At 69.1% G+C, this 13,046-nt stretch carries 12 protein-coding genes; 8 read left to right on the top strand and 4 right to left on the bottom strand.

All coding sequences use genetic code 11. The annotated features are described in order from the left end of the window. The first annotated feature begins 37 nt into the window (after nt 1–37). Nucleotides 38–493, top strand: a complete 456-nt coding sequence (locus E5083_RS12815) for a MerR family transcriptional regulator (protein WP_135785766.1) — start codon at nt 38–40, stop codon at nt 491–493. After that, a complete protein-coding gene (locus E5083_RS12810; protein ID WP_135785765.1) occupies nt 490–1,509 on the top strand; it encodes an aldo/keto reductase in 1,020 nt (339 codons plus the stop codon). Before E5083_RS12815 ends, E5083_RS12810 begins: the two co-directional genes overlap by 4 nt. Here E5083_RS12810 and E5083_RS12805 read toward each other — a convergent pair whose 3' ends face one another. The 3 genes from E5083_RS12805 to E5083_RS12795 all read right to left on the bottom strand — a co-directional run bounded on the left by E5083_RS12805 (nt 1,510) and on the right by E5083_RS12795 (nt 4,401). After that, nucleotides 1,510–2,361, bottom strand: a complete 852-nt coding sequence (locus E5083_RS12805; protein ID WP_135785764.1) for a DUF4429 domain-containing protein — start codon at nt 2,359–2,361, stop codon at nt 1,510–1,512. Nucleotides 2,362–2,427: 66 nt separating this feature from the next. Beyond that, nucleotides 2,428–3,648, bottom strand: a complete 1,221-nt coding sequence (locus E5083_RS12800; protein ID WP_135785763.1) for an alpha/beta hydrolase — start codon at nt 3,646–3,648, stop codon at nt 2,428–2,430. A 126-nt stretch (nt 3,649–3,774) separates the two neighbouring features. Continuing rightward, a complete protein-coding gene (locus tag E5083_RS12795; RefSeq protein ID WP_135785762.1) occupies nt 3,775–4,401 on the bottom strand; it encodes a TetR family transcriptional regulator in 627 nt (208 codons plus the stop codon). A 121-nt stretch (nt 4,402–4,522) separates the two neighbouring features. On the opposite strand from E5083_RS12795, the gene E5083_RS12790 reads away from it, so the two are divergent. Next, complete coding sequence (locus E5083_RS12790) at nt 4,523–6,139, top strand: MFS transporter (RefSeq protein WP_135785761.1); 1,617 nt, start codon at nt 4,523–4,525, stop codon at nt 6,137–6,139. 91 nt (nt 6,140–6,230) lie between these two features. Here the strand turns inward: E5083_RS12790 and aceE are convergent, their stop codons facing one another. Then, the gene (gene aceE / locus E5083_RS12785; RefSeq protein ID WP_135785760.1) at nt 6,231–8,978 is read right to left on the bottom strand and encodes a pyruvate dehydrogenase (acetyl-transferring), homodimeric type; all 2,748 of its coding nucleotides are present in this window, start codon (nt 8,976–8,978) and stop codon (nt 6,231–6,233) included. A gap of 396 nt (nt 8,979–9,374) precedes the next feature. Between aceE and E5083_RS12775 the strand changes: the two genes are divergently transcribed. From E5083_RS12775 to E5083_RS12755, 5 genes are all read left to right on the top strand, one after another. Further along, nucleotides 9,375–9,815 carry a DUF3052 domain-containing protein gene (locus E5083_RS12775; RefSeq protein ID WP_018545328.1) on the top strand — a complete coding sequence of 147 codons (441 nt, stop codon included), beginning with the start codon at nt 9,375–9,377 and terminating at the stop codon, nt 9,813–9,815. A gap of 138 nt (nt 9,816–9,953) precedes the next feature. Then, nucleotides 9,954–10,412 (top strand): peroxiredoxin, encoded by a 459-nt coding sequence (locus E5083_RS12770; protein WP_135785759.1) that lies wholly within the window; start codon nt 9,954–9,956, stop codon nt 10,410–10,412. Between the two features lie 102 nt (nt 10,413–10,514). Then, the gene (locus tag E5083_RS12765; RefSeq protein WP_135785758.1) at nt 10,515–11,090 is read left to right on the top strand and encodes a TerD family protein; all 576 of its coding nucleotides are present in this window, start codon (nt 10,515–10,517) and stop codon (nt 11,088–11,090) included. A gap of 95 nt (nt 11,091–11,185) precedes the next feature. Next, nucleotides 11,186–11,764: a TerD family protein gene (locus E5083_RS12760; protein ID WP_135785757.1), complete on the top strand. Its 579-nt coding sequence runs from the start codon at nt 11,186–11,188 to the stop codon at nt 11,762–11,764. Between the two features lie 76 nt (nt 11,765–11,840). Then, a complete protein-coding gene (locus tag E5083_RS12755) occupies nt 11,841–12,986 on the top strand; it encodes a DUF475 domain-containing protein (protein ID WP_135785756.1) in 1,146 nt (381 codons plus the stop codon). Nucleotides 12,987–13,046: the final 60 nt, after the last annotated feature.

Here is a 13,046-nt window from a genome sequence, read left to right as displayed (position 1 = left end):
TGCTTGGAGTGCGCTCGAAGGTCATAGCGTTGAGGGCATGACGGTGATGCAGACCACGCAAGGGGTGGCGGCCGGCCAGGACATCTGTGCCGGTCCTCCGCCGCGCCATCCCCGGCCCGACGGGCAGGACCGGTACACGATCAGTGAGGTCGTCGCCTTCACCGGGCTGACCGCGCACACCCTGCGCTGGTACGAGCGGATCGGTCTGATGCCGCACGTCGACCGCTCGCACACCGGCCAGCGCCGCTACACCAACCGCGACCTGGACTGGCTGGTCTTCGTCACCAAGCTGCGGCTCACCGGCATGCCGGTCGCCGACATGGTCCGGTACGCCGAGCTGGTGCGGCAGGGGGAGAGCACCTACCACGAGCGGCGGGAGCTGCTGGAGTCCACCCGCCGGGACGTGCTCGCCCGCATCGACGAGCTGCGCGACACGCTCGCCGTGCTCGACCTGAAGATCGGTTTTTACGCCACGGAGGGGACCACCCGATGACCGACCGCACGATGCCGGCCGTACGCCTCGGCGAGACCGGCCCGGAGACCAGCGTCCAGGGCCTCGGCTGCATGGGCATGAACTTCGCCTACGGCCCGGCCGACGCCGAGCAGTCGCGGGCCGCACTGGAGCGTGCCTTCGACCTGGGCGTGACCCTGTACGACACGGCGGACGCCTACGGCGCCGGGGAGAATGAGCGCTTCCTCGCCCCCTTCTTCAAGGCCCACCGCGACGAGGTGGTGATCGCCACCAAGTTCGCCCTGTCCATCCCGCCGGACGACCCGAGCAAGCGGATCATCCGCAACGACGCCCCCTACATCCGCCAGGCCGTGGAAGACAGCCTCAAGCGGCTCGACGTCGATGTGATCGACCTCTATTACATGCACCGCCGCGATGTGAACGTGCCCATCGAGGAGACCGTCGGCGTCATGGCCGACCTGGTGCGCGAGGGCAAGGTCAAGCACCTGGGGCTGAGCGAGGTCACCGCGGACGAACTGCGCACCGCGCACGCCGTCCACCCCATCGCCGCCGTGCAGTCCGAGTGGTCCCTGTTCAGCCGGGACATCGAGGAGCGGGTCGTTCCGGCCGCCCGCGAACTGGGCGTCGGCCTGGTGCCCTACTCCCCGCTGGGCCGGGGCTTCCTCACCGGCGCCTTCACGGACGCCGCCAAGGAGCTGACCGACGGCGACGTCCGCCGCTCCCAGCCCCGCTTCACCGGCGACAACGCGACCGCCAACGCGGCCCTGCTGGAGCCGGTGGGCCGGGTCGCCGAGGCACACGGCGCGACCCTCGGCCAGGTCGCGCTGGCCTGGGTGCACCAGCGGGCGGCGGTGTACGGCCTCGCGGTCGTCCCGATCCCGGGCACCCGCAAGGCCGAGCGGGTCACCGAGAACGCCGGTGCCGCCCACCTCGTCCTCACCGAGGAGGAGCTGGCCCTGCTGGAGCCGATCGCCGCGCACGTCGCGGGCGACCGGTACGCCGACATGACGTTCACCTCGGCGGGCCGGGAGCAGTAGTCACAACTCCGCCAGCAGCTCGGCCTTCTTCGCGGAGAACTCCTCGTCGGTCACCAGACCGGCCTGGTGCAGCTCGCCCAGGTGGCGGATGCGCTCCGCGATGTCGGCCGGGTCCCGCCGGGGCGCGGCGGCCGGGATCGCGGGTACGGCACCCCGAGTCCGTACCGCCGCGAGGACGGCCGCCGCGAACGGCAGCGACTCGTGCACCGGCCCGTAGCCGAGCCCGAAGACCACGGTCGCCGCGTCCTGGTCCGGGGGCACCGGATCGGCGCCGGCGGGGTCGTTCGGCAGCAGCCGCAGATACCCCTCGAACGCCTCCGGTGAGCGCCACTCCACCCCGCCGAGGTCCGCGACCGCGAACCTCTGGTCGCCCGCCTTCCACTTAGCCGACGACGCCCCCGTCCACGACCAGCGGAAACGCACCGACGTCCCGTCGAAGGACGCCTTCCCGTCGTACGCCTTGAAGCGGAGCGGTGCCTCGGGGGCGCCGATGAGATACCGGTCTGCGGGACCGGACCCGGTCAGCGCGGCCTTCAGCTCGTCGGCGTAGTACTCGGCCAGCACCTCCCGGTCGGCCGGCAGCACCAGCCGGTACGGGTCCAGGCCCTCGGGAAGCTGGCCGGCCGCCGCCTCCAGCAGTGGGTCGGCTCCGGCGCGCGGCTGAAGGCGCAGCACCACCGTGCCCCGCTTGCCCTCGGCCAGGCTCACGCCCTCCAGCGCGGCGAGCGGCACCCGCCGTTCACCGAGCGCCTGGAAGAGTTTCGGTGTGCGTATCCCCCGTTCGTACCGGATGAGCACGGAGTCTGAGTCGAACTCCCAGACGGCATGAAAACCCGCCAGTACGTCACCCATGCGGCTCATCGTATGCGGCACTTGTCCCTCCGTCGCCACCCGCGCGGACCGCACTTCCTGCTGTTTCTACGCGCGTCCCGCGGCGGGCGCGTCCGGCACGTCCGCCCGGCACGCCTCGTCCGCGCGGGCGCACGTCACCGAGCCGTACGCCCCCACGCCGACCTCGGCGAGGTTGCGCAGGCTGTCCGTGCCCGGCTGGAAATAACCGGCGTGCCCCTGCGCGTCGCGCGAGGACAGCACCCGCGCGCCGAACCCGCGGGACACCGGGTCGGCACCGTGCCCGAGCCCGCCGACCTCCAGGTACGGCACGTCCTGCACCCAGTCGGTGGCGTCCCGCATCGCCCACACCCGCGCGGTGCGGTTCAGGTGCGCGGCGCTGGCCACCCGCATACCGGGGCTCGCGGCCACCGCGATATCGCTGACCCGGCGGGGCATGCCGGGCGCGGCGACCCCGCAGACCACCGAGCCGTAGCTGTGGCAGAACATCGACACCTCGGCCCGGCCGGGCAGCCCGCGCAGCAGCGCGTTCAGCCGCACGGCGCCGTCCACCGCGCGCATCGCGGTCGCCGCGTCCACCCCGAGTCCGGCGGGCGCGGTGTAGTCGGCCCAGGCGATCACGGCGGTACGGGTCGCGGGCGCGGCCTGCCGCTCGGCGGAGTACAGCGACTTGGCCATGCCGACCGGGGCGCTGTAGGGGCGGTAGGACTTCTCGAAGGTCAGCAGGTCGGTGTCGACACCGGGTACCACCACGGAGATCCGCTGGGCGCGGCGCAGGTCGCCGAAGACCTCGGCGATCCGGCCCGAACCCTCGGGGTCGAAGGCGAGGATGTGCCGCTCGGGCCGCATCAGCGCCTCGTACCGGTGCATCCGGCGGGCCGCGTCCTGCTGGCCGGCGGTACTGAGCCGGTTGTCGTGCACCCGGCGCGCCTCGACATCCCGCTCCCGCTCCAGCGCCACCCGGTTGGCCTCGTAGCGCAAGCCGACGGGAGCGCCGTTCATGTTGCCCACCGCCAGCGGGTAGCGGTTCGCCAGGTCGTGGCGGTCGTAGGCGGTGAGCGAGCCGAAGAAGCGGGCCAGCCCGGCCGGGGCGGTCTTCGCCGGGTCCGGCAGGGGCTTGCCGTGCACGCTGTCGCGTACCCACGCGGCCAGGGACGACCGCAGCGCGGTCGACTCACGGTGGGCGTGCTGGGCCGTCCAGCCGGTGGTCGCGAGCATCACGAACACGACGGCCAGGGCGAGCAGGGTGCGCCATACGCTGAGCTGAGGGGGAATGCCGAAGGAAGTCACTGGGAGGACACACTAGGAGAACGGAAGGGTCTCGGGTCAATCGAGTGGCGGGGATCACGTTTCGTGTGCCGGAGGCCGGGACACGAACGATCTTTCTAAACGATCTCGTCCGTTCCGCCAACGATTTCAGGCCGCGCGCCAGTTCCCCGTCAGCGCCGGACCCACCTGATCGAGGTACGCCGCCGTGAGCGACCGGATGGCCGCCAGGCTGAAGTCGTCCCCGGTGCTCCACTGCCGCTCGGTGACCCGGATCACCCCGGCGAACACCGCCACCGCGAGCCTCGGCCGGGGGTCGGCGTCCACGTCCACGCCCTCGCGCTCCGCGAGCAGCCCGGCGATGGTCTGCTCGGTCGCCGCCGACCGGCGCAGATGGACGGCGAGCAGCGCGGGCGTGGACTCGATCATGCGGTACATCCGCAGGTACAGCTCGACCGGTACGACCGACTCCACGGTCTCCCGTATGTCGTCCCAGCCCTCCAGCATGGCCTGCCGGAGCGCCTCCATCGGCGGCTCGTGCGGCGGCCGGGCCTGTACGGCGGCCACGAAGTGGGCCTCCGTCATCTCCTGCACGGCGAAGGCCGCGTCCTCCTTGCCCGCGAAGTAGCGGAAGAAGGTGCGCTGCGAGACGTCGACGGCCTCGGCGATCTCGTCGACGGTCGTGCGCTCGTACCCCTGGGTGGTGAACAGTTCGAGGGCGGCGCGCACCAGCGCCTCGCGGGTACGCCGCTTCTTGCGCTCGCGCAGCGTCTCCATGGCCTCTCCCTGTACGTCCTTCCAGATCAGAGTATGCGGTCGGGTGAACCCTGGTCATATGTCAGCCGCTGACTTGTGAATGCGTTTGTCAACTGTCAGCGACTGTCACTAGCCTCATTACATGACTAGTCAGACCACCATCGACAAGACGGGACCGGAGGACGGGTCACCCACCGATGCGTCGCCGCGGCCCTCCTCGGGACTGCGCGGGCACCCCTGGTTCACCCTGATCACCGTCGCCGTGGGCGTCATGATGGTGGCCCTGGACGGCACCATCGTGGCCATCGCCAACCCGGCCATCGCCAAGGACCTGCACGCGAGCTTCTCCGACGTGCAGTGGATCACCAACGCCTACTTCCTCGCCCTCGCGGTCGCCCTGATCACCGCGGGCAAGCTCGGTGACCGCTTCGGGCACCGGCAGACCTTCCTCATCGGCGTGACCGGCTTCGCGCTGGCCTCCGGCGCCATCGGCCTGTCCGACAGCATCCCGATGGTCGTCACCTTCCGGGTCCTCCAGGGCCTGTTCGGCGCCCTGCTGATGCCGGCCGCCCTCGGCCTGCTGCGGGCCACCTTCCCGGCCGAGAAGCTCAACATGGCGATCGGCATCTGGGGCATGGTCATCGGCGCCTCCACCGCCGGCGGCCCGATCCTCGGCGGTGTGCTGGTCCAGCACGTCAACTGGCAGTCGGTGTTCTTCATCAACGTGCCCGTCGGCCTGCTCGCCCTGCTGCTCGGCACGCTGATCCTGCTCGACCACCGCGCGGAGAACGCCCCGCGCTCCTTCGACCTGCTCGGCATCGCGCTGCTGTCCGGCGCCATGTTCTGCCTGGTCTGGGCGCTGATCAAGGCTCCCACCTGGGGCTGGGGCGACGGCCGCACCTGGGGCTTCATCGGCGCCTCGGCGCTGCTCTTCGTGGTCTTCGCCTGGTGGGAGACGCGAGTCGCGGAACCGCTGATCCCGCTCGCCCTGTTCCGCTCGGTGCCGCTGTCGGCCGGTGTGGTGCTGATGGTGATGATGGCCATCGCCTTCATGGGCGGCCTGTTCTTCGTCACCTTCTATCTGCAGAACGTGCACGGACTCAGCCCGGTCGACGCCGGTCTGCACCTGCTCCCGCTCACCGGCATGATGATCGTCGGCTCCCCGCTGGCCGGCTTCGCCATCACCAAGCTGGGCCCGCGCATCCCGCTCGCGGGCGGCATGACGCTCACCGCGGTCGCCATGTACGGCATGTCCACCCTGAAGGCGGACACCGGCAGCGCGACCATGTCGATCTGGTTCGCCCTGCTCGGCCTCGGCCTCGCCCCGGTCATGGTGGGCGCCACCGAGGTCATCGTCGGCAACGCCCCGATGGCCCTCTCCGGCGTGGCGGGCGGTCTCCAGCAGGCGGCCATGCAGATCGGCGGCAGCCTCGGCACCGCCGTACTCGGCGCCGTCATGGCCTCCAAGGTCGACAGCGACCTGGCGGGCAACTGGACCGGCGCGGGCCTCCCCCCGCTGACCCCCACCCAGCTCGACCAGGCGTCCCAGGCCGTCCAGGTAGGCGTAGCCCCGGTCACCAACCAGATGCCCCCGGCCATCATCGCCAAGGTCACCGACGTAGCCCACGACACCTTCATCTCCGGCATGAGCCTGGCGTCCCTGGTAGCGGCAGGCGTGGCGGCGGTCGCCATCCTGGTAGCCCTTTTGACCCGCCGAGGCGTCAACGCCGAGGCAGGCGCAGGAGTGGGCCATATCTGACGCACCGTGAAAAGGCCGGGCGGCTTGGCCGCCCGGCCTTTTCAGGGGCGCGGGGAACTGCGCGACCAGCCACAGCGCACCCGCAGTCGCGCTACGCGTCCCCGCCGGCGGCTCCTGGCGCAGCCGCCTTCACATCCAGCAACTGGTACCGGTCAATGGCTTGCTTCAGCACAGACCGATCAACCTTCCCCTCCTTCGCCAACTCCGTCAGCACCCCCACCACGATCGACTGAGCGTCGATGTGGAAGAACCGCCGAGCCGCGCCCCGCGTGTCCGCGAACCCGAACCCGTCAGCCCCGAGTGACTGATAGGGACCGGGAACCCACCGCGCGATCTGATCCGGCACCGACCGCATCCAGTCGGACACCGCCACGAACGGCCCCTCCGCCCCGCCGAGCTTCCGCGTCACGAACGGCACCCGCTGCTCCTCCTCGGGATGCAGCATGTTGTGCTCCTCGCAGGCCACCGCCTCCCGCCGCAGCTCGCTCCAGGAGGTCGCCGACCAGACGTCCGCCCGGACGTCCCACTCCTCGGCGAGAATCCGCTGCGCCTCCAGCGCCCACGGCACCGCGACACCGGACGCCATGATCTGCGCCGGGATCGACCCGCCGGAGCCCTCACTCAGCCGGTGGATGCCCTTGAGGATGCCCTCGACGTCGACGCGGTCCGGCTCGGCCGGGTGCTGGATCGGCTCGTTGTAGACGGTGAGGTAGTAGAAGACGTCCTCGCCGTGCGGGTGCTGCTCGTCCCCGCCGTACATCCGCCGCAGCCCGTCCTCGACGATGTGCGCGATCTCGTACCCGTACGCCGGGTCGTAGGCCACACAGGCCGGGTTGGTGGAGGCGAGGAGCTGGGAGTGGCCGTCCGCGTGCTGGAGGCCCTCACCGGTCAGGGTGGTGCGGCCGGCGGTCGCGCCCAGGACGAAACCGCGCGAGAGCTGGTCGGCCATCTGCCAGAACTGGTCGCCGGTGCGCTGGAAACCGAACATCGAGTAGAAGACGTACACCGGGATCAGCGGCTCGCCGTGGGTGGCGTAGGCCGAGCCGGCCGCGATGAGGGAGGCCGTACAGCCCGCCTCGGAGATGCCGTCGTGCAGCATCTGGCCGGTGGGGGACTCCTTGTAGGCGAGCAGCAGCTCGCGGTCCACCGACTCGTACTGCTGGCCGAGCGGGTTGTAGATCTTCGCACTCGGGAAGAACGAGTCCATGCCGAAGGTGCGGTACTCGTCCGGCGCGATCAGCACGAACCGCTTGCCGATCTCCTTGTCCCGCATGAGGTCCTTCAGCAGCCGTACGAACGCCATGGTGGTGGCGATGGACTGCTGACCCGACCCCTTCTTCACACTCGCGTACGCCTTCTCGTCCGGCAGTGCGAGCGGCTTGGAGCGCACGACGCGCGTGGGCACGTAGCCCCCGAGCGACTTGCGCCGGTCGTGCATGTACTGCATCTCCTCCGAGTCCCGGCCGGGGTGGTAGTACGGCGGGGCGCCGGACTCCAGCTCGCGGTCGGAGATCGGCAGGTGCAGCCGGTCGCGGAAGCCCTTGAGGTCGTCGACCGTCAGCTTCTTCATCTGGTGGGTGGCGTTGCGGCCCTCGAAGTTGGGGCCCAGCGTCCAGCCCTTGACCGTCTTGGCCAGGATCACCGTCGGCTGGCCCTTGTGCTCCTTGGCCGCCTTGAACGCCGCGTAGATCTTGCGGTGGTCGTGGCCGCCGCGGCCGAGGTGCAGGATCTGGTCGTCGGTCATGTTCTCGACCATGGCGCGCAGCCGGTGGTCGTCACCGAAGAAGTGGTCCCGGATGTAGGCGCCGGACTCGGTGGCGTACGTCTGGAACTGGCCGTCCGGGGTGGTGTTCATCCGGTTGACCAGCACGCCGTCCCGGTCCTGGGCCAGCAGCGGGTCCCAGCTCCGGTCCCACACCAGCTTGATCACGTTCCAGCCGGCGCCCCGGAACTGCGACTCCAGCTCCTGGATGATCTTGCCGTTGCCGCGCACCGGGCCGTCGAGCCGCTGGAGGTTGCAGTTGACCACGAAGGTCAGGTTGTCCAGCCCCTCGCGGGCGGCGATGGAGAGCTGGCCCAGCGACTCCGGCTCGTCCATCTCGCCGTCGCCGAGGAACGCCCACACGTGCGAGCCGGAGGTGTCGGCGATGCCGCGCGCCTCCATGTACCGGTTCATCCGGGCCTGGTAGATCGCGCCGAGCGGGCCGAGGCCCATCGAGACGGTCGGGAACTCCCAGAAGTCCGGCATCGAGCGCGGGTGGGGATAGCTGGAGAGCCCGTCCGGGAACTTGGAGTGCTCCTGGCGGAACCCGTCGAGCTGGTTCTCCGAGAGCCGGTCCAGCAGGTACGCGCGGGCGTAGATGCCGGGCGAGGCGTGGCCCTGGAAGAAGACCTGGTCGCCGCCGTCACCGCCGTCCTTGCCCCGGAAGAAGTGGTTGAAGCCCACGTCGTAGAGGGACGCGGAGGAGGCGAAGGTGGCGATGTGGCCGCCCACGCCGATGCCGGGGCGCTGGGCCCGCGAGACCATCACGGCCGCGTTCCAGCGGGTGGCGTTGAGGATGCGGCGCTCGATCTCCTCGTTGCCGGGGAAGAACGGCTCGCTCTTGGTGGGGATCGTGTTGACGTAGTCCGTGCTGCGCATCTCGGGCACGGCCACGCGCTTCTCGCGGGCCCGTTCGATCAGCCGCAGCATGAGATACCTGGCCCGCTCCCGGCCACGCTCGTCCACGGCGGCGTCGAGGGAGTCGAGCCACTCCTGCGTTTCCTCGGGATCGAAGTCAGGAACCTGACTCGGAAGGCCGCCAATGATGATCGGATTGCGATCGGAACCGGAAGCCACGCTGTTCCTTACCTGTCGGAGGGACCTGCCTACACCGTTCCCCATCGTGTACCTGGGGAACGTGATACGTCATCCACTGGTTCCCCCGTTGCTCTCGCCGGACCGTTCAAATCATGACGATACGCCCGGGGCGTGACGGGCATGGCAAAGTTGTTCGATGGGCGTATCGACGGATGATTCCGAAGTGCGCATAAGGGGCACATCGGTGTGATGTGGTTCTCGGGGAAACGGGATACGGTGCCAGGAGTGGCGGCGAAGCGGCCCGGAACGTCACCGTTTCGGCGGTCAGGAGGGCCGGGTACTTGCGCGATCCGTCCCGCCCGTGTGGACTACGGCCAATGCTTCGCGCACGCGCGTGGCTCAGATATTCACCAAGACATGATCAGGAGGCAACCCGTGAGCGCGACCGCGGACCACGCGGAGGAGCGGACGAACCCTGCCGCCAGGCTGGGGTTCCAGCCCGGACAGGTGGTCCAGGAGATCGGCTACGACGAGGACGTCGATCAGGAGCTCCGCGAGGCCATCGAGGAAGCCGTCGAAGGCGACCTGATGGACGAGGAATACGACGACGTGGCCGACGCCGTTGTGCTGTGGTTCCGTGATGACGACGGAGACCTCACCGATGTACTCGTGGATGCCACCACGTACATCGAAGAGGGCGGCGCCATCCTGCTTCTGACGCCGAAGACCGGCCGTACGGGGTACGTGGAGCCGAGCGACATCTCGGAGGCCGCAACCACCGCAGGGCTGACCGCTTCGAAGAGCGTCAGCGTCGGCAAGGACTGGAGCGGCTCGCGTCTGGCGACGCCGAAGGCCGCCAAGTCCGGCAAGCGTTAGAAAGAACGCGTCATCGCCGCGCCGAGCGGGCCGGGACTCCCCGGTCCGCCCGGCGGTCCCGGCGTGATCGCTGCGTAGGGTGGGACCGGGCGAGTGACCCGCGCTCACCCGTACGGCTCAGCGAAGGGATGCAGGACGATGGCGCTCCAGGTCGGCGACGAGGCACCCGACTTCGAACTGAAGGACAACCACGGCCGCACCGTGCGGCTCTCCGACTTCCGGGGCGAGAAGAACGTGGTGCTGCTCTTCTACCCCTTCGCCTTCACCGGCGTCTGCACCGGTGAGCTGTGCGAACTGCGTGACAACCTGCCGCAGTTCACCGACCGCGACACCGAGCTGCTCGCCGTCTCCAACGACTCCATGCACACCCTGCGCGTCTTCGGCGAGCAGGAGGGCCTGGAGTACCCGCTGCTCAGCGACTTCTGGCCGCACGGCAACGTCAGCCGCGCCTACGGCGTCTTCGACGAGGACAAGGGGTGCGCCGTGCGCGGCACCTTCATCCTGGACAAGACGGGCACCGTGCGCTGGACCGTCGTCAACGGCCTGCCCGACGCCCGTGACCTGACCGACTACGTGAAGGCGCTCGACACCCTGTGAGGGCCCCGCGCGCCGCGGGAACCCGTCACTAGGATCGGCACGTTGATCCCATATCCGATGCACTACGGGGCTGTCGGCCCCTGGACACCACATGGAGGACCCGTGGGAGTCAGCCTCAGCAAGGGTGGCAACGTCTCGCTGACCAAGGAGGCTCCCGGCCTGACCGCCGTCATCGTCGGTCTGGGCTGGGACGTGCGCACCACGACCGGCACCGACTTCGACCTCGATGCCAGCGCACTGCTGCTGAACAACGTCGGCAAGGTCGGCAGCGACCAGAACTTCATCTTCTTCAACAACCTCAAGAGCCCCGACGGCTCGGTCGAGCACACCGGCGACAACCTCACCGGTGAGGGCGAGGGCGACGACGAGCAGATCAAGGTCGACCTCGCCGCCGTCCCGGCCGACGTGGAGAAGATCGTCTTCCCGGTCTCGATCTACGAGGCCGAGAACCGCCAGCAGTCCTTCGGCCAGGTCCGCAACGCCTTCATCCGCGTCGTCAACCAGGCCGGCGGCCAGGAACTCGCGCGCTACGACCTCAGCGAGGACGCCTCCACCGAGACCGCCATGGTCTTCGGCGAGCTGTACCGCAACGGCCCGGAGTGGAAGTTCCGCGCCATCGGCCAGGGCTACGCCTCGGGCCTGCGCGGCATCGCCCAGGACTTCGGCGTCAACGTCTGACGCCGTACGGCTCGCACCTCCTCCGGCGCCGTTCCGCGTTTGCGGGCGGCGCCGGTGGCGCAGGAGAACCAGGAACACCACAGGGGAGGATCAGCATGGGTGTCACGCTCGCCAAGGGAGGCAATGTCTCCCTCTCCAAGGCCGCGCCGAATCTCACCAACGTCATGATCGGGCTCGGCTGGGACGCCCGCTCCACCACCGGCGCCCCCTTCGACCTGGACGCCAGCGCCCTGCTGTGCGGCGCCGGGAACCGGGTGCTCGGGGACGAGTACTTCGTGTTCTACAACCAGCTCACCAGCCCCGAGGGCTCGGTGGAGCACACCGGCGACAACCTCACCGGTGAGGGCGAGGGCGACGACGAATCGATTCTGGTGGACCTTTCGCAGGTGCCGCCGCAGTGCGAGAAGATCATTTTCCCCGTCTCGATCCATATGGCGGACGAGCGCAACCAGTCCTTCGGCCAGGTCGCCAACGCTTTCATCCGGGTGGTCAACCGGTCCGACGACCAGGAACTCGCGCGCTACGACCTCAGCGAGGACGCCTCCACCGAAACGGCCATGATCTTCGGCGAGCTCTACCGGTATCAGGGCGAATGGAAGTTCCGTGCGGTCGGACAGGGGTACGCGTCCGGACTTCGGGGCATCGCTCTAGACTTCGGAGTCAACGTTTCGTAAAGCCGGGTACGGCGGCGGGGGAGACCTCCCTCAGACAGCGTCTGGGAGGGGCCCCCAGAAGATGATGGGGTAGCCAGTGCTTCTGAAAACCTTCGGCTGGTCTTTCGCGATCACCGCGATCGGCCTGGTCGCGGCGGTCTTCTACGGGGGGTGGCAGGGCTTCGGCATCGTGGCGATCCTTTCCGTCCTCGAGATCTCGCTGTCCTTCGACAACGCGGTGGTCAACGCCGGAATCCTGAAGAAGATGAATGCCTTCTGGCAGAAGATCTTCCTCACCGTCGGCGTGCTCATCGCGGTCTTCGGCATGCGGCTGGTCTTCCCCGTCGTCATCGTCGCCATCAGCGCCAAGATGGGCCCGATCGAGGCCGTCAATCTCGCGCTGAACAACAAGGACCGCTATCAGGAACTGGTCACCGACGCCCACCCGGCCATCGCCGCGTTCGGTGGCATGTTCCTGCTGATGATCTTCCTCGACTTCATCTTCGAGGACCGGGACATCCAGTGGCTGCGCTGGATCGAGCGGCCGCTGGCCAAGCTCGGCAAGGTCGACATGCTGTCGGTCTGCATCGCCATGATCGTCCTGCTGATCACCTCCTTCACCTTCGCCACCCACGCCCACCAGCACGGCGGCGCCCATGTCGACAAGGCCCAGACGGTCCTGATCGCGGGCATCGCGGGTCTGATCACGTACATGGTCGTCGGCGGTCTCTCCGGGTACTTCGAGGACAAGCTGGAGGCCGAGGAGGAAGCCGAGCACGAGGCCGAGGAGGAGGCCGCCCGCTCCGGCAAGCCACGCTCGGCGGTGCAGTTGGCCGGCCAGGCCGCGTTCTTCATGTTCCTGTACCTGGAGGTCCTGGACGCGTCCTTCTCCTTCGACGGCGTGATCGGCGCCTTCGCCATCACCAACGACATCGTCCTGATGGCGCTGGGCCTCGGCATCGGCGCGATGTATGTCCGTTCGCTCACCGTCTACCTGGTCCGCCAGGGCACCCTGGACGACTACGTCTACCTGGAGCACGGCGCCCACTACGCGATCGGCGCCCTGGCCGTGATCCTCATGGTCACCATCCAGTACCAGATCAACGAGGTCATCACCGGCCTGGTCGGCGTCGTCCTGATCGCCGCGTCCTTCTGGTCCTCGGTCCGCCGCAACCGCGCCCTCGCGGCGGCCGGCGGCGATGCCGGGTCGAGCGAGAAGACGGAGATCTCCTCCGGGGTCTGAGGGCCCGGGTCCGGCGGCCCCCTAGGGGCAAGATCGGGGACGTGGCGGGGTGTGGCACCC

The sequence above is a fragment of the Streptomyces bauhiniae genome (genome assembly GCF_004784475.1).
In the GTDB taxonomy this organism is placed as follows: domain Bacteria; phylum Actinomycetota; class Actinomycetes; order Streptomycetales; family Streptomycetaceae; genus Streptomyces; species Streptomyces seoulensis.
This window is presented reverse-complemented; position numbering and strand designations above follow the sequence as displayed.